This is a genomic window from Pseudomonas sp. HN8-3 (assembly GCF_020790195.1).
GTDB lineage: Bacteria > Pseudomonadota > Gammaproteobacteria > Pseudomonadales > Pseudomonadaceae > Aquipseudomonas > Aquipseudomonas synxantha_A.
In genome coordinates this window covers 5,483,399-5,505,063 of sequence record NZ_CP086206.1, presented here as the reverse complement: position 1 = coordinate 5,505,063, position 21,665 = coordinate 5,483,399, and the positions used below count along the sequence as shown (strand labels likewise).

Genomic DNA, 21,665 nt, shown 5'->3' with positions numbered 1-21,665 from the left:
CATCTTTCATGATGCGTTGGATGTGGACGAAATAAATTGTAGTGAACCAGTAGGAACGGCAGGAAAGTTGGGTGCCACGTAGTAGTAACTTTCGCAGCATCACGTGGTGCTGTTCGAAGGTCAATCGACGAACTAACTACATGGTGCCTGATGAGTTCTATTAACCAGCTGCAAACCACACTCCAGAATATATACAACCAGGTTGGCGCCAATGTGCCGGCCAGCAAGGCTGGGCTGATCGACCACAATGTGTTGCATAACCTGGGGTTGAGCGCGAATTTGCTGCAGAACTTGCGCAACGATCTGAGTGCCGTCGCTAACGGATCGAATCCTGAGCGGGCACTCAATAACTTGATGTCTGGGCTGCAACAAATCTCGGGTTCTACCAATGCTCGGGCCAAAGAGTGGCCGGCAGACAAACTGTTGCCTGAAGGCGGCGTGCACCTTGTGAAGGGTGCGGACGGTCAACCAGAAGCAGTCACTGCTGCTAAAGAGTGGCCGGCAGGCAAACCGTTGCCTGAAGGCGGCGTGCACCTTGTGAATGGTGCGGACGGTCAACCAGAAGCAGTCACTGCTGCTAAAGAGTGGCCGGTAGACAAACCGTTGCCTGAAGGCGGCGTGCACCTTGTGAAGGGTGCGGACGGTCAACCAGAAGCAGTCACTGCTGCTAAAGAGTGGCCGGTAGACAAACTGTTGCCTGAAGGCGGCGTGCACCTTGTGAAGGGTGCGGACGGTCAACCAGAAGCAGTCACTGCTGCTAAAGAGTGGCCGGTAGACAAACCGTTGCCTGAAGGCGGCGTGCACCTTGTGAAGGGTGCGGACGGTCAACCAGAAGCAGTCACTGCTGCTAAAGAGTGGCCGGTAGACAAACCGTTGCCTGAAGGTGGCGTGCACCTTGTGAAGGGTACGGACGGTCAACCAGAAGCAGTCATTGCTGCTAAAGAGTGGCCGGTAGACAAACCGTTGCCTGAAGGCGGTGTGCACCTTGTGAAGGGTGAGGACGGCCAACCAAAAGAGGTTGATGCATCCGGAGTGCCGCGCAGCGATTTGGCAAATGTGCCCTCGTCTGTGCAGGCTTCCGCTGACGCAGTGATTTCCAATCTCGTTGAGGTGTTGGGCGTCCAGGCCGCTGGAGGCGATATCTCGCAAGCATCAGCAAAGATGCGCACTGCTTTGGATTCCCTTTTTGACAGGACCAACCCTACGCAGGTACGAGATGCTCTGCGCAACAGCATAAATGAGCTGGCTTGAGCGGTAGCGTCGAAACAGTAGGGAGCTGCAGGAAGCAAGACACCACTATGGATTACCTTTCAAGGTCTCGTGTATGACCTTGGAAGGTTCCATCATCGTTGGCTTTCGCATTGCATGCCGTCGTTTTCCAGCAGTTCATGGATTCGACGGTCCTTTTCCGCCCAGAGCTGGTTGACCCAGTTCTGGACGGTCTGGCGAAACGCCGGATCATTCTCGTAATCCCCTTGCCACAACGCCGGGTCCAGCTCGCGGGTGCGGATATCCACGATCACCTTCGGCACCGCGCCACTGATCAAGTCCCAGAACCCCGGGATCTTGTGTTGCGGGTAGACCACGGTGACGTCGAGTACCGCGTCCAGCTGTTCACCCATCGCCGCCAGTACAAACGCGACGCCGCCTGCCTTGGGCTTGAGTAGCCGGGTAAAGGGTGAATCCTGTTGCGCGCGCTTGGCCTCGCTGAACCGCGTGCCTTCCAGGTAATTGACCACCGTCACCGGCTGGCGCTTGAATAGCTCGCAGGCCTCTTTGGTGATTTTCAGATCCTGCCCTGCCAGTTCAGGATGCTTGGCCAGAAATGCCTTGGTGTAGCGCTTCATGAACGGGTAATCCAGCGCCCACCAGGCCAGGCCGAGGAAGGGCACCCAGATCAGCTCTTTTTTCAGGAAGAATTTGAAGAACGGCGTGCGCCGGTTCAGCGCCTGGATCAGCGCCGGAATATCGACCCAGGATTGGTGGTTGCTGATGACCAGGTAGGAGGTGTCACTGCGCAGGTTCTCACCGCCGCGAATATCCCATTGGGTGGGGATGCTCAGCGAGAAAATCAACTTGTCGATCTCGGCCCAGGTCTCGGCGATCCACATCACCGCCCAGGACGCATAGTCACGCGAGCGGCCCGGCGCCACCAGCTTGAGCAGGGCAAACACCATCAAGGGGCCGATCAGGATCAGCGTGTTGAGTAACAGCAGCAGTGTGACCAAACAGCCGGTGAGCAGGCGGCGCATAAATAACTCTTGGAATCTTGTGGGTGGGCCATGATAAGCAAGGTGAGTCTAGAGGCCAAATCGCAAATCAGCGGACGAATGTTTCACAATGTGCCGTGTAGGGTGGCAGTCACTAACCAAGTGCCGCGTTTGCGGTCTAGAATCCGCCTACTTCTTTCCGAGGAACTCACTTCGTGAAACTGTTATTTGCCTCCCTCGCTCTGCTGGCCCTGCCTGTCATGGCTGCCGAACCGACCCTTTATGGTCGCTACGAATACATCCAGTTGCCGGAGATCGGCGAAACCTTCAAGGCCAAGATGGATACCGGCGCGCTGACCGCCTCGCTGTCGGCCCGGGACATCGAGACCTTCACCCGCGACGGCGACGATTGGGTGCGCTTCCGCCTCGGCGGCAAGGACGCCGGCAACAAGGTCTACGAGCACAAGGTGTCGCGCATCAGCAAGATCAAGAGCCGTGCCGACGAAGATGACGACAAGGACGAAGCCAGCGTGGCCAAGCGTCCGGTGATCGATCTGGAGATGTGCCTGGGCGACGTCAAGCGCACCGTCGAGGTCAACCTCACCGACCGCAGCAGCTTCAACTACCCGCTGTTGATCGGCGCCAAGGCCCTGCGTGAATTTGGCGCGGCGGTGAACCCGGCACGTCGCTACACTGCCGACAAACCGGACTGCTGATTGAACCCATGCCGCACATCCTGATTGTCGAAGACGAAGCGGCGATAGCCGACACGCTGATCTTTGCCCTGCAAGGCGAGGGCTTCACCACTACCTGGCTGACCCTCGGCCAGGCGGCGCTGGAGCATCAGCGCCAGAGCCCGGCCGACCTGATCATTCTCGACATCGGCCTGCCGGACATCACTGGCTTTGAAACCTGCAAGCACCTGCGCCGGTTCAGCGAAGTGCCAGTGATGTTCCTCAGTGCCCGGGATGCCGAGATCGACCGGGTGGTGGGGCTGGAAATCGGTGCCGACGATTATGTAGTCAAGCCCTTCAGCCCTCGGGAAGTAGCGGCGCGGGTCCGGGCGATTCTCAAGCGTGTTGGCCCGGGTGCGGCCCCGATGCTGTTCCAGGTGGACCTGGAGCGCATGCAGATCCACTATCGCGGGCAACCCCTGAGCCTCACGCGCCATGAGTTCCGCCTGCTGCAAAGCCTGTTGGAACAACCCGAGCGCGTGTTCAGCCGCGAGCAACTGCTGGACGCCGTCGGTGTGCCCGCCGATGCCGGCTACGAGCGCAATATCGACAGCCACATCAAAAGCCTGCGCAGCAAATTGCGTAGCGTGGCGGCGCAAGCCGAGCCGATCCAGACCCATCGCGGCCTGGGCTACAGCTACAGCCCGAGCCACAGCTGATGCGCCTGGGGCTGCGGATTTTCCTGGTGTATGCGCTGTTTATCGGCCTGACCGGCTACTTCGTACTCAACACCGTGATGAAAGAAATCCGCCCCGGCGTGCGCCAGTCCACCGAAGAAACATTGGTGGATACCGCCAACCTGCTGGCTGAAATCCTGCGCGAAGATGTGAAGAACGGCACCCTGGGCCAGAGTCATTGGCCAGCGCTGCTCAAGGCTTACGGCAATCGCCAGCCGGGTGCGGTGATCTGGGGCCTGCCGAAAAACCAGGTCAACCATCGTATTTATGTGACCGACGCCAAGGGCCGGGTCCTGCTTGACTCCAGCGGTGAAGCGGTGGGTCAGGACTATTCGAAGTGGAACGACGTGTACCTGACCCTGCGCGGCGAATACGGTGCGCGCTCCACCCGCAGCGACGTGGACGATCCCGCGTCATCCGTGATGCACGTTGGGGCGCCGATTCGCGATAACGGCCAGATCATCGGCGTGGTCACCGTGGCCAAGCCCAACAGCTCGTTGCAACCCTACGTGGATCGTACTGAGCGTCGCCTGCTGTGGTACGGCGCGGGCCTGGTCATTCTGGGCCTGCTGCTGGGGGCGCTATTGTCGTGGTGGCTGACCGTTGCCCTTCGACGCCTTACCGCCTATGCCGAAGCCGTGAGCGAGGGCCGCCGCGCCGAGTTGCCGCATTATCGCGGCGGCGAGCTCAAGCAGTTGTCCACCGCCGTGGAACACATGCGCACGCAGTTGGAAGGCAAGGCTTACGTAGAGCGCTACGTGCATACGCTGACCCATGAATTGAAAAGCCCGTTGGCGGCGATTCGCGGTGCGGCGGAGCTGTTGCAGGGCGATATGAGCCGTGAGCAGCAGCAGCGGTTTGTCGGCAATATCGACAGCGAAAGCGCGCGCCTGCAACAGTTGATCGAACGCCTGTTGAACCTGGCCCAGGTTGAGCAACGTCAGGGGCTGGAGGAACAATCGAACATCCCGCTGGCGGTGTTGGTCGATGAGGTGCTCAAGGCCCAATGTGCGCGAATCGAAGGTGCCGGCTTGCAGGTGGAGCAGGTCATCGCCGCCGATGTGAAGGTATTTGGCGAACCCTTCCTGCTGCGTCAGGCCCTGGGCAACCTGCTCGACAATGCGCTGGATTTCACCCCTCCCGGCGGCACGCTGAGATTCAGCGCCCAGGTGCGGCATAACGATGTGCAGGTCAGTCTGTTCAACCAGGCCGCGGCGATTCCCGATTACGCACTGCCGCGCCTGAGCGAGCGGTTCTACTCGCTGCCACGCCCGGCCAGCGGGCGTAAAAGCACGGGCCTGGGGCTCAACTTTGTCGAGGAGGTGATGAAGCTGCACGGCGGCTCGCTGCAGATCGGCAATGTGCCAGGCGGCGTGCAAGCGGTGCTGCATCTCCACACAGTCTCCACATTGCCCACATAAATCCCCCATACCGGCTGGGCAGACTCTCCCCCATTCAAACAGGGAGAGACCCATGAACCGCAGCCTGCTTTTCAAACTTGGCGCGATTGCGCTGCTGATCCTGCTGTTGCTGATTCCGTTGCTGATGATCAACGGCATCATCACCGACCGCCAGCAACTGCGCGATGGCGTATTGATGGACATCGCCCGCAGCTCCAGTTACGCCCAGCGCCTCACCGGGCCGGTGATGGTGGTGCCGTTTCGCAAGACGGTGCGTGAATGGAAGCTCAATGAAAAGCTCAATAAACGCTACGAAGAGACCCGTGAAGAGCGTGGCCGGTTGTATTTCCTGCCGGAGCATTTCGAGCTCGACGGCAAGGTGCAAACCGAACTGCGTGCGCGGGGTATCTACCAGGCGCGGCTGTTCCATGCCGACAACCGTATCAGCGGGCGTTTTGAATTGCCTGCGCAGTTGGGAATCACCGAAGACTTTGCCGATTACCGCTTTGAGCCTGCGTTTCTGGCGGTGGGCATCAGCGATATTCGCGGCATTGAAAACGCTTTGAAGCTGGAGCTGGGTGATCAGCGCCTGGAGTTCTCGCCGGGCTCGCAGGTGGACTGGCTGGGCGAGGGCGTGCATGTGATGTTGCCGACGCAAGACGGCAAGAAACCTGCCGTGCTGGATTTCGCCTTCGACCTGCGTCTGCAAGGCACCGAACAACTGCAAGTGGTGCCGGTGGGCAAGACCAGCCAGGTGTCCCTGGCGTCCAACTGGCCGCACCCGAGTTTCATCGGCAACTTCCTGCCGGCTCAACGGGAAGTCAACGACCAGGGCTTCAGTGCCAGTTGGCAGACCTCATTCTTCTCCACCAACCTTGAACAAGCGCTGCAAAGCTGCCTGGACCGCCAGGGCTGCGAAGACTTCAACAACCGCAGCTTTGGCGTGAACTTCATCGACCCGGTGGACCAGTACCTCAAGAGCGACCGTGCGATCAAATACGCGCTGTTGTTTATCGCCCTGACCTTCGCTGGCTTCTTCCTGTTCGAAGTGCTCAAGAGCCTGGCGGTGCACCCGATTCAGTATGCACTGGTGGGTGTGGCGCTGGCGTTCTTCTACCTGTTGCTGTTGTCGCTGTCCGAGCATGTGGGCTTTGCCTTGGCGTACCTGATATCGGCCAGTGCCTGTGTGCTGTTGATCGGTTTCTACGTGTGCCACGTGCTGCGCAGCGTCGTCCATGGGCTGGGGTTCTCGGCAGGGTTGGCGGCGTTGTATGGCTTGTTGTTCGGGTTGCTCAGTGCCGAGGATTACGCGCTGTTGATGGGCTCGCTGTTGCTGTTTGGCCTGCTGGGCACGGTCATGGTGCTGACGCGCAAGCTGGATTGGTATGGGGTGGGTAAGCGCAAGGTGGAGCAAGTGCAATGATTGGGTTGCGGGAGGATCAGCAAGCGGGGGCGCAGTTGGCCTTAAGGATCGCCACCTTCCTCAATACCACCACCGTCCCCTGTGGGAGCGGGCTTGCCCGCGATAGAGGTGGTTCAGAAGCAGATGTACTGAATGACACGCCGCAATCGCGGGCAAGCCCGCTCCCACAGGGGGTAGGTATGCATGTCAGGCGGGCGGTTGGGTCTGCTGCATCGAAGGCCGCTGGCTGACCTCGGCGTACCAGGCGGCGAGCTTGGGGTTGTCCGAGCGCCACTGCATATCCGGATGGCGAAAGTCGAGGTAGCCCAGGGCGCAGGCGACGCTGATCGAAGCGATATCGAAATGGCTGGCCAGTTCGGCGATGGCGTCCTGCTCCAGCTCGGCGAGAGCGCGACGAATCTTGTTGCGCTGTTCGTCGAGCCATTGATCCCAGTGTTTTTCCAGCGGGCGCATGGCGGTCTCGTAACGCACCAGCACGGCGGCATCCATGATGCCGTCGGCCATCGACGCCAACGTCAGGCGCCGCCAGCGCGCCGAGCCATCGCGAGGGATCAGCGGGTTGCCGACATGCTGGTGGTCGAAGTAATCGAGGATCACCCGGCTGTCGTGCAGTACTGAACCGTCGGCCAGGCGCAGGGCCGGGATCTTGCCCACCGGGTTGCCTTGCAGTACTTGGGCATCCGGGTTGACCGGTGTCGGCAGGCAAGCGTGCAGGGCCACGCGGTCCTGCTGGCCGGTCTCGCTCAGCAGCACGCGGACTTTGCGTACGAACGGCGAAGCGGGGTTGTGGAACAAGGTCATGCTGGGGGCGGACATGGGCATTCCTCGAAATGGACTGGGGCTAGCGTAGATGCTTGCGCAGTGGCTGGCGAGGGGGATTTTTGTGATCCTGAGGGCCTCATCGGGGGCAAGCCCCCTCCCACAGTGGACGGCGTTCACAAATCAAATGTGGGAGGGGGCTTGCCCCCGATAGCGCCCTCAGCCGCGCCGCTTGCCCAACGCCCAAGCGCCAATGGCAGCAGGTACGCCCAACCCCACCCAACTCAAGGAATCCCACACCCCATCCCCCAGCAACGCCGCAAACAACCCGGCGGCACTGAGCAGGCCAATCCCCATTGGTACGCCAAACACTTTCCAGAAATTCGACTGCCGAGGCTTCATACCTTGGCCGCCTTGCGCCGCACGATCCACAAGTAAATGCCGCTGACCAGCACGACGATGGTCAGCACATCCAGCACTGCCCACAAGATCTTCATCGGCATCCCGCCGTAATCACCGAAGTGCAGCGGTTGGGACATGCCCATGGCGTCCATGTACCAAGGGCGCTCGGCGATGGCGGTGACGGCCAGGGTGCTGGCGTCGATCAGCACCGGCGTGAGCAGATGGGAGGTTAGGTGCGTGCTGCCTTTCATGAACACCGCATAGTGATGCTCGCTGGAGAAGCGTGTGCCGGGGAAGGCGATAAAGTCCGGCTCCATGCCCGGCGCTGCCTGGGCGGCAATGCTCAGCAGCTCGGTGGCCGGTGCGCGGTGGGTCAGCGGCGGGGCGTTCTGGTAGGGTTCGATCATGGCGCTGAGGCTGTCCTGGCGCCAGGCGGCGATGATCAGGTCGGCGCAGGCGCTGATCACGCCGGTCACGCCCACCACCAGCGCCCACGTCAGGGTGACCACGCCGATCAGGTTGTGCAGGTCGAGCCAGCGCAGGCGGGTGGACTTGTCCTGACGCACGGTGGCGAACTTCAAGCGGCGCATGAACGGCAGGTACAACACCGTGCCCGAAACAATCGCCAGCACGAACAGAAGGCCCATGAACGCCAGCAGTAACTTGCCCGGCAGGCCGGCGAACATGTCCACATGCAGACGCAGCAGGAACAGGGTCAGCCCGCCATTGGCCGCCGGGGTTTCCACTGCTTCGCCAGTGCGGGCGTCAAGCATGAAGGTGTGCGACGAATTCGGTTCGGTGCCGGCCGTGGCGGCCATGATCGCGATCACACCGTTCTTGTCGTCTTCGTCCCACGCCAGGTACTGCATGGCCTCGCCGGGTCGATGGGCCTGGGCTTTGGCCACAAGCTGCTCAAGGTTGAGCTGCGGCGTATCGGCCGGCATATGTGCCAGCTCGGGCTCGCTACCCAGCAGGTGGTCGATCTCGTGGTGGAACACCAACGGCAAGCCGGTGAGGGCGAGCAGTAGCAGGAATACGGTGCAGATCAGGCTGGTCCAGGTGTGGATGAAGGACCAGCGGCGGATGGTTTTGCTTTTCATTTTCGAGCCTTCAGATGCACCCAAGCCGCCCTGTGGGGCGGCCTGGTTGTTAACTCAAGCTGATCACCACTGGTAGGTGGCGCTGGCGACGACGCTGCGTTGGTCGCCGAAGTAGCAGTACGAGCCATCACAGGTGGAAATGTAGTCCTTGTTGAACAGGTTGGTCGCGTTCACTTTCACCGACGCGCCTTTAAGGCTGTTGTCGAGGCGACCGAGGTCGTAGTGCACGGCGCCGTCGAACACGGTGTAGGCATTGGCCTTGCCGGCCCAGGTATTGGCTTGGTCGCCATAGGTATTGCCGGTGTAGCGTGCGCCGAAGCCGATACCGAAACCGTCGAGGGCGCCGGTGTGCCAGGTGTAGTCGGTCCACAAGGAGGCTTGTTGGTTGGGCATCAATTGCAGGCGATTGCCTTTGAAATCGCCTTTTTGCACTTCGGATTTAGCCAGGGTATACGCCGCAATTACCTTGAGGTTTTCGGTGACGTCAGAGATGGCTTCCAGCTCCAGACCTTTGACTTTCACCTCGCCGGTCTGGTCGGTGACAGATACACCACCGGACTGGAAGCTGCTGACCAGAACGTTCTTCTGGGTCAGGTCATACACCGCTGCACTGAGCAGCGTGTTCGAGCCCGGCGGTTGGTACTTGATCCCCAATTCCCACTGCTTGCCCTCGGTGGGTTTATAGGACTCTGTAGGTGAAGCGCTGGCGTTGCTCGCCGGTTGGAACGATTCGGCGTAGGAAATGTACGGTACGAAGCCCGAGTCGAACACATAGCTCAGTGCCGCGTTACCGCTGAAATTCTTGCTGCGGTCAGTATTGGTCGCGTCGTTTTTGTTGAAGTAAGTTGTACCTTGGTGCACCCAGTCTTCACGGCCGCCCAGGGTCAGGCGCCAGTTGTCCAGCGCCATTTGGTCCTGCACGTAGAGACCGGTCTGGATGGTTTTCTGGTTGTAGTCGTAGAAAGCGCCGGAGCGTGCGGGGCGTTCAACCGGCGTGGTGTTGACCGGGTTGAAGATGTTGACTCTTCCGGCCTGCCCGTAAATCGACAAGTACGAGGTATCGGTACGCTGGTGGTCCAGTCCGAGGAGAAGGGTGTGGGTGACGTCACCGGTGGCGAAGTCGGCCTGAAAGTTGTTATCGACCGCCAATTGTCCGATGTTCTCGTCCACGTTGGTGGACGATCGATCGATATTGCCCTCAGCGTCGACCGGCGCCCAGCCATAGGCCCCCACGGTCAATTGCTGGAACGACAGTTCCGATTTGGTGTAACGCAGGTTCTGTTTGAACTGCCATGTATCGTTGAAACGGTGCTCGAATGCGTAGCCGAGTGCGTAATAGGTACGGTCGTAGAACTCGTAGTCCGGATCGCCCAGGTTCTTATGATGCGAAACGTCACCCAGCGGCGACTTGATCTTGGTGCCGACTATCGGCAGGAACTGGCTGGTAGCCCCGGTATCGTCACGGGTGAACTGTGACAGCAAGGTCAGCTTGGTATCGGTGTCGATATTCCAGGTCAGGCTCGGTGCGATGTTGTAGCGTTTGTTGTCGATGTGATCGACCTGGGTACCAGCATCGCGCACCACGCCGCCAACGCTGTAGAGAAACTGGCCTTCATTATCGATCTTGCCAGTGCTTTCGAAATTGATCTGGCGGTAGTTGTCACTGCCGTATTGCACCTGGATGGCGTGGCTCGATTCAGCGCTGGGGCGGCGGCTGACCATGTCCAACAGGCCACCCGGTGGGGTCTGGCCGTAGACAGACGAGGCCGGACCGCGCAGCAAAGCGAGGCGATCCAGGTTCCAGGTTTCGGCTTTCGGGTTGGCATACACCCCGCGTGGCAGTGGCAGGCCATCGAGGAATTGCGTCGGCTCGAAGCCGCGTACGCGCATCCAGTCGTAGCGGGTGTCGCTGCCGTAGCTGGCGGACACGATGCCAGGCATGTATTTGACCGCATCGTCGAGGTTCTGCACGTTGCGGTCTTGCATCTGCTCGCGGGTGGCCACCGAGATCGAGCGTGGCGCCTCGACCAGCGCGGTATCGGTTTTGGTGCCGGCGGCGGTGCGCTTTGCCACATACCCCTCCACCGGCCCCCAAGCGCTTTCATAGCTACCCTGGCCGGTGATGTTGGTAGTCGGCAAGGCGACGACGCCCTCCGGAACCGGCACCAGGGTGTAAGTGCCCGTACTGCTTTGTTCCAACTGCAAGCCAGTACCGCGCAAGGCCTCGCGCAACGCGCTCTGTGCATCGAACTGGCCCTTGACCGGGGCCGAGGTCTTGCCGGCGGCGAGTGTCGGGTTGAGGGTCAGCGCCAGGCCAGCCTGGCTGGCGATCTGGTTCAGGGTGCTGGCCAATGGGGCTGCCGGCAGGTTATAGGCGCGCACGCTCAAGGCTTGTTCAGCAGCGATCAGCGAAGTGCTCGCCAGCGGGGCGCTGAGGGCGATGGCCAGGGCTAACAGACTGGGACGCGACAAGGTGTCTAGCGTGCGGGACATAAGGGCGGCTCCTGAATGGAAATATTTCTCAATTGCTTAGGTGCCGAGCGAGAATCGGAAAGTGATAGGGCTGGGTGAAACTATTTTTTTGGCGGTGTGTTTCAGGGCCTCATCGGGAGCAAGCCCCCTCCCACATTTTGATGTGTGAGTACCTTCCAATGTGGGAGGGGGCTTGCTCCCGATGGCGATTGCCCGGTCACCACAGAACTAAGGCTTGGCAGCTACAGTCACCCACCACGGCGTGTGCTGCTTGATCTGCACCGGCAAGGTCGGCAACAGCGCATTCAACGCCAGCGTGGTGTCGTGCAGGGGGAAGCTGCCGGTGATGCGCAGGTCGGCCACGTTGTCATCCACGCCCAAGTGCCCGGTGCGGTAGCGGCCCAGTTCTTCGATCACATCGCCCAGGCGGGCGTTGTCGACCACCAACATGCCGCGGGTCCAGGCGTCGGTGGCGGGTGTCACGGCCAGCAGCGGGCCAAGGCCATCGCTGCGCATCAACACTTGCTGGCCTGCTTTGAAAACGTGCTCCTGATGCAGCGCTTCAGGCTGGGCGGCTACGGCGGACTGCAACACGCTCAAGCGCGTAGCGTCGTCTTCGCGCTTGACGATAAACCGGGTACCCAGCGCTCGCAGGCTGCCGTCGCGGGTTTGCACATAGAACGGGCGTGAATCGTCGTGGCCGGTTTCGACGAGGATTTCGCCCTCCTGCAACACAATCAATCGGCGCTGTTCGTCGAAGCGCACATCTATGGCGCTATGGGTATTGAGGTTGATGGAAGTGCCATCGTCCAGTTTCAGTGTGCGTTGCTCGCCGGTGGCGGTGCGCTGGTCGGCCAGCCAGTAGTGGATCGGCACGTAACGCTCGCCGGCAAACAAGCCCAGGCCACACACCAGTACGATACTCGCCAGGCCACGGCCCAACTTGCGTACGCGCTGGCGAATGCCGTGGCGCGATTGCAGCAACGCCGCCCGGGCCGGGCCGGCGGCCACGCTGAAGCGCTGATCGAGCATGCCCAGTTGGCGCCAGGCGCGGGCATGTTCCTCATCGCTGGCCAGCCATTTGGTGAACTCTTGCTGTTCCACCGCGCTGCCGTCGCCCGAGTCCAGAGACAGTTGCCAGGCAATCGCGGCATCCAGCACCCGTGCCGAAACCGGTTTGGAGCTAATGGTTGTCACGAGGGCTCGCCATACAGCGCGATGTAGCACTGACGTATACCTTTGGCCAGGTACTGGCGCACACGGGGCACCGACACACCGAGGCGCTGGGCGATTTCTGCGTGGCCCAGGCCGTCGAGGCGGTTATAGAGGAACGCGGCGCGGGCCTTGCTCGACAGCTTGCCGAGCAGGCGGTCGATGGCCTTGAGGTCTTCAAGGATCAGTTGCTGTGCTTCCGGCGAAGGGTGTTCGCTTTCGGGGATCAGCATCAATTCGGTGAGATACGCCTGTTCCAGAGCGGCTCGACGGAAGTAGTCGAACAGCAGGCCCTTGGCGATAGCCACCAGGAACGCCCTGGGTTCGCGGGGCTCGCGCAAGCCGTCGCGGCCCAGCAGGCGCATGAAGGTGTCCTGGCTCAGGTCCTCGGCGCGGCTCGGGCAGGCTACATTGCGGCGTAGCCAGGCCAACAGCCAGCCACGATGGTCGCGATACAACGCGCCAACAAGCTCACTGTGTGGGGTCTGAACCGACGACAAGGCATCACCGAATAAATAGTAGGTTTAAACTAACGAGAATTATTCGCGATTGTGTCAGAGGCGTGGGGTGGGCGCAATTAGCGTCTGTCGGGAGGTGACATTAAAACGATGGCGCTTGTTGGCGCCGTTTCCACTGGGCCAAACGCTCTTGCAACGCGTGGGGCGTATCGATCTGCTGCTGCCGTGCACGGCTGAACAGGATCAGCATCAACTCCGCCGTGACCAGTGCATCGGCGCTGGCGTGATGACGCTCGCCGACCTGCAGCTGGAAATGATTGACCCAGTCGTCCAGTCCGGCCTCGCGCAGCGTGGCGTCGGGGCACAAGAGCGGTGCCAGGTCGGCCACGTCGAGAAACGGGTGGGCCAGGCGATAACCCAGGCTGTCCTTGAGCGCCCGGCCCAGCATGTGTTGATCGAACGGTGCATGGAAGGCCAGCAACGGGCTGTCGCCCACGAATGCCATGAAATCCAGCAGTGCCTCGGCCGGGTCGCTGCCGGCGGCAATCGCACTGGGGCCGAGACCATGAATCAATACGCTGGGGCTGAGCTTGGTGTCGGTGCGTTGCAGGGTGCGTTCGAACAGTTGCGAAAAATCCACCGCACCGTCCTCGATCACCACGGCGCCGATGGACAGCACCTGGTCACGGTTCAGGTTCAGGCCGCTGGTTTCCAGATCCACCACGACCCAGCGTTGGTTGCGCAACGAACCATCGCCCAATGCGCAAGGCTTGGGCAGTTGTTCCAGGCGCTGTTGTTGCGCGGCATTCAGCCCCGGTTTTTGCTTATGAAACCAGCCGAACCAACTCACAGTTGATACCGCAAGGTCAGGCTGCTTTGCAGGCGCTGGGCCTGGCGCAGGGATTCACGCAGGATGCGTCGGTCGAGGTGGTTGAGGCTGTCGGGGTCGACGCGGTTGGAGTAGGGCTGGTTCTCGCGGGTCTGCAATTGGTGCTGCTGCATACGGGTTTGCTGAATGAAGTGGTAGGCCTCTTCGTAGGCCGCGCCATCCAGGGGCTCGATCACTTGCTTGTCGACCAACTGACGCAGGCGCTCCAGTGTGTTGTTGACGTGGATACCATTGGCCAGGGCGAGCAGGCGTGCGCCGTCGACAAAGGGGGTCAAGCCCTGCACCTTGAGATCCAGGGTGGCCTTTTCGCCGCCCTTGCGGGTCAGCACGAACTCGCGAAAGCGTCCCACCGGCGGGCGCTGGCGTAATGCGTTTTCGGCCAACATGCGCTGGAACAAACGGTTGTCCGCGACCTGATCGAGAATGCCCTGACGCAGTTGCTCGCAACCACGCTCGTCGCCCCACACTGCACGCAAATCAAAATAGATGCTCGAGCTAAGCAGGTTCTCCGGCGTCGCCTCGCGAATAAACGCGCCGAAGCGCCGCGCCCACTCCACCCGGGACAAGCACAGCTCGGGGTTGCCGGCCATGATATTGCCTTTGCACAGGCTGAAGCCGCACAGCGCCAGGCTTTGATTGATGTGCTGTGCCAGGGGAAGCAGCCGCTCACGGATCTGGGCAGCTTCGACGGCGTCCTTGGCCTCGAACAGAATGCCGTTGTCCTGGTCGGTGTACAGCGTTTGCTCGCGGCGGCCTTCGCTGCCGAAACACAGCCAACTGAATGGCACGCCGGGGTCGCCTTTTTCCGCCAGGGTCAGCTCGATCACCCGGCAGACGGTGTGGTCGTTGAGCAGTGTAATGATGTGGGTGATCTGGGTGGAAGACGCGCCATGAGCAAGCATACGTTCCACCAATTGGCCGATTTCACCGCGGATTGCCACCAGGTTGTCGACCCGGGGCGCGTTGCGGATAGTGCGGGCCAGGTGCACCAGGTCCACGCGTTGCAAAGAGAACAAGTCACGCTCGGACACCACGCCGCACAGGCGCTGGTCTTTGACCAGGCACACATGGGCGATATGTCGTTCGGTCATGGCGATAGCGGCGTCGAACGCACTGTGGTCCGGGCTCAGGAAGAACGGCGCCTGGGTCATATGGCCGTCAATGCCCTGGCTGAAATCGCTGGTGCCGTCGGCCACCACCTGGCGCAGGTCACGCAGGGTAAAGATGCCCAGGGGCGCCTTGTGTTCGTCCACGATCACAATGCTGCCGACCTGTTGCTCGTGCATCAACGTGACCGCTTCACGCAACGGCGTGTGCGGGCTGCACGTCACCGGGTGGCGCATGGCCAATTCGCCCAGGCGGGTATTCAGGGAGTATTGGGTACCGAGGGTTTCCACGGCTTTTTGCTGCACTTGCTGGTTGACTTGGTCGAGCAGGCTACTGACACCACGCAAGGCAAAATCACGAAACGGGCTGGAAAGGGCAAACAGCTTGATAAACGCCGGCTTGTTCAGTTGCAGGCAGAAGGTGTCTTGCGCGGCTTTATGTTCGGTGCGGGTCGCACGTTCACCCAGCAATGCGGCGAGGGGGAAGCACTCGCCGGTAGTGATTTCGAAGGTGGGATCTGGCGAGTCTGGCCGCTCGCCAATCACCCGGCCCTGTTTGACGATATAGAAATGCTCGACCGGCCCGCCCGACGGTTTGAGGATGCTCTCGCCCTGGCCATAGAAGCGCAGTTGGCACTGTTCCACCAGAAAGGCCAGGTGCGCCGGTTCCATCTGGTTGAACGGCGGGAAGCGTTGCAGCAATTGCAAGGTGCCGTGGATGTTCTGCAACACAGCAGTTTTACCCGCCTGTTCGAATGCATCAGCTTTACTCATAACAGTGACCGTAGTTTTTTTGTCGTTATCGTGCTGCATGGTCGACTCCTGCACCGCGGGTGCCCATTGGACGTAAGTCTAGGTCGGTGAAAACGCTGCAAAACTAGGGAAAAACCTTACATGACTATCGTCCAAACCCCGTAGAACGCCCACTAGGCAAACTTTCCGACGAAGTGCACATTGTTCGACCTTGCACAGATGTCTGACGAGTGCTGGGAGATTGATTTAGAACTGCTGAGAAACGTATGTCCGACCACGATATTTTGAGTGATGCCGAGCGCGAGGCGCTGAGCGCCGTGATGCTCGAGCCTGATTTACCGCCCCAACGCGTATTGATCGTGGACGACGACAAGGATGCGCGTGAACTGTTGGCGGAAATCCTGGGGCTGGACGGTATTCGTTGCTTGACCGCCGACAGTGGTGAGGCGGCATGGGATTTGTTGAAATCGAGCGGCTCTATCGGTTTGCTGATCACCGACCTGCGCATGCAGCCCAGCAACGGCCTGGAGTTGATCCGTCAGGTGCGTGAGTCGACCCGGGCGGCGCTGCCGATCATCATCATGTCGGGTGACGCCGAAGCGCCGGATGTGATCGATGCGATGCACTTGAGTGTGGTGGATTTCTTGCTCAAGCCGATAGATAGCGTGAAGTTGGCGAAGTTGGTGAAGCGGGAGTTGGGGATGGCTTCCTGATTTTTGTGATGCTGTGATGGCCTCATCGGGAGCAAGCCCTCTCCCACATTTTGAACTGCGAACACTTTTAGAATGTGGGAGGGGGCTTGCTCCCGATTGCGCCGGTTCAGTCATCCTCAACCCAACTAAAAAGCCCTGATCTCTCGATCAGGGCTTTTTCATTTACAGGCCGTTTTTAGCCTTGAACTCCCGACGCCTGCGGTGCAACACCGGCTCGGTATACCCATTGGGCTGCTTGGTCCCTTCAATCACCAACTCCACCGCTGCCTGGAACGCGATATTGCTGTCGAAATCCGGCGCCAACGGACGATACAACGCGTCCCCGGCATTCTGACGGTCCACCACCGGCGCCATGCGCTTGAGGCTTTCCATCACTTGGTCTTGGTTGACGACGCCGTGGCGCAGCCAGTTGGCAATGTGCTGGCTGGAGATACGCAGGGTGGCGCGGTCTTCCATCAGGCCCACATCGTTGATGTCCGGTACTTTCGAACAGCCAACGCCCTGGTCAATCCAACGGACCACATAGCCAAGGATGCCCTGGGCGTTGTTGTCCAGTTCATTGCGGATCTCTTCGTCCGACCAATCGGTGTTGCTGGCCAGAGGAATGGTGAGGATATCGTCCACCGAGGCGCGTTCGCGCTTGGCCAGTTCGGCCTGGCGGGCAAATACGTCGACCTTGTGATAGTGCAACGCGTGTAGCGCCGCAGCGGTCGGCGACGGTACCCAGGCGGTGTTGGCACCGGCCAATGGATGGGCGATTTTCTGCTCAAGCATCGCCGCCATCAGGTCGGGCATGGCCCACATGCCTTTACCGATTTGTGCACGGCCTTGCAGGCCGGTGCTCAAGCCGATATCGACGTTCCAGTTTTCGTAGGCGCCGATCCATTTTTCCGCCTTCATGGCGGCCTTGCGCACCATCGCGCCGGCTTCCATTGACGTGTGGATTTCGTCGCCGGTACGGTCGAGGAAGCCGGTGTTGATAAACACCACGCGCTCGCTGGCGGCCTTGATGCAGGCCTTGAGGTTGACCGTGGTACGGCGCTCCTCGTCCATGATCCCGACTTTGAGCGTATTATGCGCCAGGTTCAGCACCTCTTCGATGCGACCGAACAGCTCGTTGGTGAACGCGGCTTCTTCCGGGCCGTGCATCTTCGGTTTGACGATGTACACCGAACCTGTGCGGCTGTTCTTGCGCGTGTTGTTGCCATTGAGGCTGTGGATCGCCGCCAGGCTGGTGATCAGGCCGTCGAGGATGCCTTCGGGCACTTCGTTGCCGTCTTTATCGAGGATCGCATCGATGGTCATCAGGTGGCCAACGTTGCGCACGAACAACAGCGAACGGCCGTGCAGGGTCACGTCGTTACCGTCGATGCCGGTGTAGGCGCGATCAGGGTTCATGGTACGAGTAAAGGTCTTGCCGCCCTTGGCCACTTCTTCGGCCAGGTCGCCCTTCATCAGCCCGAGCCAGTTGCGGTAGATCACCACCTTGTCATCGGCATCCACGGCGGCAACGGAGTCTTCGCAGTCCATGATGGTGGTCAGCGCGGCTTCCATCAGCACGTCTTTGACGCCGGCGGCATCGGTCTGGCCGACCGGAGTGCTGGCGTCGATCTGCAACTCGAAGTGCAGGCCGTTGTGTTTGAACAGGAGCGCAATCGGCTCGGCCGCGGGGCCCTGGAAACCGATCAACTGGGCATCGTCACGCAGGCCGCTGTTGCTGCCGCCTTTGAGGCTCACGATCAGCTTGCCGTCGACGATCTTGTAGCCGGTGGAATCGACGTGGCTGCCCGCGCTCAGCGGTGCGGCTTCGTCGAGGAAGGCGCGGGCGAAGGCGATGACCTTGTCGCCACGCACCTTGTTGTAGCCCTTGCCCTTTTCGGCGCCGTTGGCTTCGCTGATGGCGTCGGTGCCGTACAACGCGTCATACAGCGAGCCCCAGCGCGCATTCGAGGCGTTGAGGGCGAAGCGCGCATTCATCACCGGCACCACCAGTTGCGGGCCGGCCATGCGCGCGATTTCGTCGTCGACGTTTTGCGTCGAGGCCTCAAAGTCTGCGGCTTCTGGCAGCAGGTATCCGATGTCTTGCAGGAAGGCTTTGTAGGCCACCGGGTCGTGGGCCTGGCCGGCGTGAGTCTGGTGCCAGGTATCGATCCGCGCCTGGAAATCGTCGCGTTTGGCGAGTAGGGCTTTGTTCTTCGGTGCCAGGTCGTGGATGACCTTGTCGGCACCGGCCCAGAACTGGTCGGCAGTAATGCCGGTACCGGGAATGGCTTCGTTGTTCACGAAGTCGAACAGGACTTTGGCGACCTGCAGGCCACCGACTTGAACGTGTTCAGTCATTGCTTGCCTCACTCTGCGGAGCTTATGCGCTTTTTCAGATTTTCATTATGTAGTGCACGGTTGGGCATACTACATGATGACTTGCGGTTGTGAAAATTAGACTAAATACGTCGTTTAGCGACCCACTTTGGTCGTACGGTCACAGCGGAGAACCGGATGTTCTCAAAAAACTATTGGATTGTTCCAGATAAATATAAAAATGGTACACGATTTGTTTTCGAGGGCTCCCGGGTCCACCTTGTAGATTGAATTCCAGAGGGCTTCGCCATGGACCATCTTGTACTCACAATTATCGCCGCCGACAAACCCGGCCTGGTTGAACGCATCGCGCAGAACATTGCCGCCCACGGTGGTAACTGGCTGGAAAGCCGCATGGCCCACATGGCTGGGCAGTTTGCCGGGATCCTGCGGGTCAGCGTGCCGACGGAGCAACGTCAGGCACTGGTGGGCGCGCTGGAAGACTTATCCTCACACGGCATACGCGTGCTGGTGGGCGAGGGCAGTACAGGGCAGGCGGCAGTGTCCAAATCGATTGTGATGACGCTGGTGGGCAATGACCGCTCGGGCATCGTGCGCGAGATTACTGCGCTGTTGAGCCAGCAGGGTGTCAACGTGGAGCGCTTGAGTACCGATGTACGCCCGGCGCCCATGAGCGGGGACCCGTTGTTCAACGCCGAGGCTTTGTTGCAGGTGCCGTCTACGTTGTCTCTGGAGCGCTTGCAGGAATCGCTTGAGACCTTGGCCGACGACTTGATGGTGGAACTGCGCAACGAGGAATAACCACCCACAAGGTTATGCATGGAAATCTTGCATGGGCCTGTGGATAACCTGTAGAGACCCGGCGCCAGGCCACGTCGGCCGGACTTCTCCGTCAGCTGAGCAAAAAACGAGCAGTTTCAAGGGCTTGTGCACAAATGGCGGGGATCAGGTTGTGGATAACCTTGGGGTGAAACGCTGCAAGCCACGGGCGCCGTGGCTTGCAAAGGTTTGTGCGTTATTTGATCAGCGTTTGCGCACCGTCAGCCATGCATCCACGCTGTAGATCACCAGCCCGGCCCAGATGAAGGCGAAGGCAATCAGCGTGGCCGGCGCCAGGTGTTCGCCGAACAGCAATACCGCTTCCAACAGCACCAGGGTCGGCGCCACGTATTGCAAAAAGCCCAGTGCGGTATAGGGCAAATGCCGTGCTGCGGCGTTAAAGCAGACCAATGGAATCAGGGTTACCGGACCTGCGGCCACCAACCACCAGGCTTCGGAGGTGCTCCAGAATTCCAGTTGTGCACTGTGGGCCGATGGATTGAACAGCAACCAGGCGACGGCAATCGGCACCAGCATCCAGGTTTCCACCACCAGCCCCGGAAGTGCCTTGACCGGGGCCTGTTTACGGATCAAGCCGTAAAAACCGAACGTCAACGCCAGCGCCAGCGACACCCATGGCAAGCTACCCACCTGCCACACTTGTTGCGCCACACCGACCGCCGCCAACCCCACCGCCACCCATTGCAGGCGGCGCAGGCGTTCACCGAGTATCAACATACCCAACAGTACATTCACCAGCGGGTTGATGTAGTAACCCAGGCTGGCTTCAAGCATGCGCCCACTGTTCACCGACCACACATAGGTCAGCCAGTTGGCCGCGATCAGCGAACCGCTGAGTGCCAGGATCGCCAGGCGCTTGGGGTTGTCACGCAGTTCGCGAAACCAGCCAGGGTGCTTCCACACCATCAACAGCAAGCCGCCGAACAGCGCTGACCACAGCACGCGGTGCACGATGATCTCGGCGGCGGGCACGCTGGCGATGGCTTTGAAATAGAGCGGGAACAGACCCCAGATGACGTAGGCGCTCAGGCCCAGGATGTACCCCTTGCGAGGGTTGGCGGCTTGCATTGCAGAATCCTTGCTTAGGCAGCTAACAAAGCGCGATTGTAAGGATATTTGTCAGACAATGGGGACTTGCTTGGCAATGGGGATTTTTATGTGGGAGGGGGCTCGCTCCCACATAAAGCAAAGCAGTCAGAAGAGTTTTAGCGGTTCTTCATTGAGCGCCGACAGTTGCTCACGCAACGCCAGCACCTGGTCGCCCCAATACCGCTCGGTGCCAAACCACGGGAAGCTGTGGGGAAACGCCGGATCGTCCCAGCGCCGTGCCAGCCAGGCGCTGTAGTGCATCAGGCGCAAGGCGCGCAACGGTTCGATCAGGGCGAGTTCGCGGGGGTCGAAATCGTGGAACTCCTGATAGCCGTCCATCAGTTCAGACAGCTGGCCCAGGCATTCCTGGCGGTCGCCAGCGAGCATCATCCACAGGTCTTGCACCGCCGGGCCCATGCGGCAGTCGTCGAGGTCGACGATATGGAACATCTCGTCGCGGCACATCATGTTGCCGGGGTGGCAATCGCCGTGCATGCGGATGTTCTTGTGCGGCGTCGCTTTATAAACCTCTTCCACACGCTTGAGCAGGTCGCGGGCCACGGATTCATAGGCCGGCAACAGGCTTTTGGGAATGAAGTTGCCTTCGAGCAAGGTGTTGAGGGAATCGTGACCGAAGTTCTTCACGCCCAGGGCTTCGCGATGTTCGAACGGGCGGGTTGACCCCACGGCGTGCAAACGGCCGAGCAACTGCCCAAGGCGATAAAGCTGGTCGAGGTTGCCTGGCTCCGGCGCGCGGCCGCCACGGCGGGGAAACAGGGTGAAGCGGAAACCTGCGTGTTCGAACAGGCTCTCGCCGTTGTGAATCAGCGGGGCCACCACGGGCACTTCGCACTCGGCCAGTTCGAAGGTAAAGCGGTGCTCTTCGAGGATCGCCTCGTTAGTCCAGCGTTGGGGCCGGTAGAACTTGGCGATCAGCGGTTCGGCGTCTTCGATGCCCACCTGGTACACGCGGTTTTCGTAGCTGTTGAGCGCCAACACGCGCGCATCGCTGAGAAAGCCGATGCTTTCGACGGCGTCGAGGACCAGATCAGGGGTGAGTGTTTCAAACGGGTGAGCCATGCGAACTCCTGCGCGCAGCAGGGCGCCGC

Annotated in this window: 19 protein-coding genes; 7 read left to right on the top strand and 12 right to left on the bottom strand. The window is 60.4% G+C overall.

All coding sequences use genetic code 11. The features are described from left to right. Nucleotides 1–150 precede the first annotated feature (150 nt). The gene (locus LJX92_RS24585; protein ID WP_228309057.1) at nucleotides 151–1,251 is read left to right on the top strand and encodes a hypothetical protein; all 1,101 of its coding nucleotides are present in this window, start codon (nucleotides 151–153) and stop codon (nucleotides 1,249–1,251) included. A gap of 92 nt (nucleotides 1,252–1,343) precedes the next feature. On the opposite strand, the gene LJX92_RS24580 is transcribed toward LJX92_RS24585, so the two are convergent. After that, on the bottom strand, nucleotides 1,344–2,252 hold the full coding sequence (locus LJX92_RS24580) for an acyltransferase (protein WP_228309056.1): 909 nt from the start codon (nucleotides 2,250–2,252) through the stop codon (nucleotides 1,344–1,346). A 173-nt stretch (nucleotides 2,253–2,425) separates the two neighbouring features. Between LJX92_RS24580 and LJX92_RS24575 the strand changes: the two genes are divergently transcribed. From LJX92_RS24575 to creD, 4 genes are read left to right on the top strand one after another with little or no spacing between them, the layout of a single operon-like run. Then, complete coding sequence (locus LJX92_RS24575) at nucleotides 2,426–2,926, top strand: ATP-dependent zinc protease (RefSeq protein ID WP_005792112.1); 501 nt, start codon at nucleotides 2,426–2,428, stop codon at nucleotides 2,924–2,926. 8 nt (nucleotides 2,927–2,934) lie between these two features. Beyond that, nucleotides 2,935–3,603 (top strand): two-component system response regulator CreB, encoded by a 669-nt coding sequence (gene creB / locus LJX92_RS24570; RefSeq protein WP_078822503.1) that lies wholly within the window; start codon nucleotides 2,935–2,937, stop codon nucleotides 3,601–3,603. Next, complete coding sequence (gene creC / locus LJX92_RS24565) at nucleotides 3,603–5,042, top strand: two-component system sensor histidine kinase CreC (RefSeq protein WP_103735254.1); 1,440 nt, start codon at nucleotides 3,603–3,605, stop codon at nucleotides 5,040–5,042. Before creB ends, creC begins: the two co-directional genes overlap by 1 nt. A gap of 52 nt (nucleotides 5,043–5,094) precedes the next feature. Beyond that, entirely contained in the window at nucleotides 5,095–6,444 is a 1,350-nt protein-coding gene (creD, locus tag LJX92_RS24560; protein WP_032879097.1) for a cell envelope integrity protein CreD, read from the top strand. Nucleotides 6,445–6,630: 186 nt separating this feature from the next. Here the strand turns inward: creD and LJX92_RS24555 are convergent, their stop codons facing one another. The 8 genes from LJX92_RS24555 to LJX92_RS24520 form a co-directional block, all read right to left on the bottom strand. After that, complete coding sequence (locus tag LJX92_RS24555) at nucleotides 6,631–7,260, bottom strand: glutathione S-transferase family protein (protein WP_032879098.1); 630 nt, start codon at nucleotides 7,258–7,260, stop codon at nucleotides 6,631–6,633. 162 nt (nucleotides 7,261–7,422) lie between these two features. Next, the gene (locus LJX92_RS24550; protein WP_228309055.1) at nucleotides 7,423–7,605 is read right to left on the bottom strand and encodes a DUF4175 domain-containing protein; all 183 of its coding nucleotides are present in this window, start codon (nucleotides 7,603–7,605) and stop codon (nucleotides 7,423–7,425) included. After that, nucleotides 7,602–8,705 (bottom strand): PepSY-associated TM helix domain-containing protein, encoded by a 1,104-nt coding sequence (locus LJX92_RS24545; protein ID WP_228309054.1) that lies wholly within the window; start codon nucleotides 8,703–8,705, stop codon nucleotides 7,602–7,604. Before LJX92_RS24545 ends, LJX92_RS24550 begins: the two co-directional genes overlap by 4 nt. Before the next feature lie 63 nt (nucleotides 8,706–8,768). Next, nucleotides 8,769–11,198, bottom strand: a complete 2,430-nt coding sequence (locus tag LJX92_RS24540; RefSeq protein WP_228309053.1) for a TonB-dependent siderophore receptor — start codon at nucleotides 11,196–11,198, stop codon at nucleotides 8,769–8,771. Nucleotides 11,199–11,405: 207 nt separating this feature from the next. Beyond that, nucleotides 11,406–12,374 carry a FecR domain-containing protein gene (locus LJX92_RS24535; RefSeq protein WP_103735250.1) on the bottom strand — a complete coding sequence of 323 codons (969 nt, stop codon included), beginning with the start codon at nucleotides 12,372–12,374 and terminating at the stop codon, nucleotides 11,406–11,408. Beyond that, nucleotides 12,371–12,889 carry an RNA polymerase sigma factor gene (locus LJX92_RS24530; protein WP_228309052.1) on the bottom strand — a complete coding sequence of 173 codons (519 nt, stop codon included), beginning with the start codon at nucleotides 12,887–12,889 and terminating at the stop codon, nucleotides 12,371–12,373. The genes LJX92_RS24535 and LJX92_RS24530 overlap by 4 nt, the downstream gene beginning before the upstream one ends. Before the next feature lie 100 nt (nucleotides 12,890–12,989). Then, nucleotides 12,990–13,697 carry a PolC-type DNA polymerase III gene (locus LJX92_RS24525; RefSeq protein WP_223019031.1) on the bottom strand — a complete coding sequence of 236 codons (708 nt, stop codon included), beginning with the start codon at nucleotides 13,695–13,697 and terminating at the stop codon, nucleotides 12,990–12,992. Next, nucleotides 13,694–15,616, bottom strand: coding sequence for a putative nucleotidyltransferase substrate binding domain-containing protein (locus LJX92_RS24520; RefSeq protein WP_323134845.1), 1,923 nt, complete (start codon nucleotides 15,614–15,616; stop codon nucleotides 13,694–13,696). Before LJX92_RS24520 ends, LJX92_RS24525 begins: the two co-directional genes overlap by 4 nt. A gap of 245 nt (nucleotides 15,617–15,861) precedes the next feature. Here LJX92_RS24520 and LJX92_RS24515 point away from each other — a divergent pair, with 245 nt between their 5' ends. Continuing rightward, nucleotides 15,862–16,308 carry a response regulator gene (locus LJX92_RS24515; RefSeq protein ID WP_032879104.1) on the top strand — a complete coding sequence of 149 codons (447 nt, stop codon included), beginning with the start codon at nucleotides 15,862–15,864 and terminating at the stop codon, nucleotides 16,306–16,308. A 162-nt stretch (nucleotides 16,309–16,470) separates the two neighbouring features. On the opposite strand, the gene LJX92_RS24510 is transcribed toward LJX92_RS24515, so the two are convergent. Next, nucleotides 16,471–18,648: a malate synthase G gene (locus LJX92_RS24510; RefSeq protein ID WP_228309050.1), complete on the bottom strand. Its 2,178-nt coding sequence runs from the start codon at nucleotides 18,646–18,648 to the stop codon at nucleotides 16,471–16,473. Nucleotides 18,649–18,915: 267 nt separating this feature from the next. On the opposite strand from LJX92_RS24510, the gene LJX92_RS24505 reads away from it, so the two are divergent. Continuing rightward, nucleotides 18,916–19,428, top strand: coding sequence for a glycine cleavage system protein R (locus tag LJX92_RS24505; RefSeq protein ID WP_078822494.1), 513 nt, complete (start codon nucleotides 18,916–18,918; stop codon nucleotides 19,426–19,428). 222 nt (nucleotides 19,429–19,650) lie between these two features. On the opposite strand, the gene rarD is transcribed toward LJX92_RS24505, so the two are convergent. Beyond that, complete coding sequence (gene rarD / locus LJX92_RS24500; protein WP_005792097.1) at nucleotides 19,651–20,535, bottom strand: EamA family transporter RarD; 885 nt, start codon at nucleotides 20,533–20,535, stop codon at nucleotides 19,651–19,653. Nucleotides 20,536–20,661: 126 nt separating this feature from the next. After that, on the bottom strand, nucleotides 20,662–21,636 hold the full coding sequence (locus tag LJX92_RS24495; protein WP_103735247.1) for a serine/threonine protein kinase: 975 nt from the start codon (nucleotides 21,634–21,636) through the stop codon (nucleotides 20,662–20,664). Nucleotides 21,637–21,665: the final 29 nt, after the last annotated feature.

Excerpts from the sequence above, each read along its gene's own strand:
- LJX92_RS24585 (WP_228309057.1), top strand. The coding sequence starts at position 151 with ATGAGTTCTATTAACCAGCTGCAAACCACACTCCAGAATATATACAAC.
- LJX92_RS24580 (WP_228309056.1), bottom strand. The coding sequence starts at position 2,252 with ATGCGCCGCCTGCTCACCGGCTGTTTGGTCACACTGCTGCTGTTACTC.
- creB (WP_078822503.1), top strand. The coding sequence starts at position 2,935 with ATGCCGCACATCCTGATTGTCGAAGACGAAGCGGCGATAGCCGACACG.
- creC (WP_103735254.1), top strand. The coding sequence starts at position 3,603 with ATGCGCCTGGGGCTGCGGATTTTCCTGGTGTATGCGCTGTTTATCGGC.
- creD (WP_032879097.1), top strand. The coding sequence starts at position 5,095 with ATGAACCGCAGCCTGCTTTTCAAACTTGGCGCGATTGCGCTGCTGATC.
- LJX92_RS24555 (WP_032879098.1), bottom strand. The coding sequence starts at position 7,260 with ATGTCCGCCCCCAGCATGACCTTGTTCCACAACCCCGCTTCGCCGTTC.
- LJX92_RS24550 (WP_228309055.1), bottom strand. The coding sequence starts at position 7,605 with ATGAAGCCTCGGCAGTCGAATTTCTGGAAAGTGTTTGGCGTACCAATG.
- LJX92_RS24545 (WP_228309054.1), bottom strand. The coding sequence starts at position 8,705 with ATGAAAAGCAAAACCATCCGCCGCTGGTCCTTCATCCACACCTGGACC.
- LJX92_RS24540 (WP_228309053.1), bottom strand. The coding sequence starts at position 11,198 with ATGTCCCGCACGCTAGACACCTTGTCGCGTCCCAGTCTGTTAGCCCTG.
- LJX92_RS24520 (WP_323134845.1), bottom strand. The coding sequence starts at position 15,616 with ATGAGTAAAGCTGATGCATTCGAACAGGCGGGTAAAACTGCTGTGTTG.
- LJX92_RS24515 (WP_032879104.1), top strand. The coding sequence starts at position 15,862 with ATGTCCGACCACGATATTTTGAGTGATGCCGAGCGCGAGGCGCTGAGC.
- LJX92_RS24510 (WP_228309050.1), bottom strand. The coding sequence starts at position 18,648 with ATGACTGAACACGTTCAAGTCGGTGGCCTGCAGGTCGCCAAAGTCCTG.
- LJX92_RS24505 (WP_078822494.1), top strand. The coding sequence starts at position 18,916 with ATGGACCATCTTGTACTCACAATTATCGCCGCCGACAAACCCGGCCTG.
- rarD (WP_005792097.1), bottom strand. The coding sequence starts at position 20,535 with ATGCAAGCCGCCAACCCTCGCAAGGGGTACATCCTGGGCCTGAGCGCC.
- LJX92_RS24495 (WP_103735247.1), bottom strand. The coding sequence starts at position 21,636 with ATGGCTCACCCGTTTGAAACACTCACCCCTGATCTGGTCCTCGACGCC.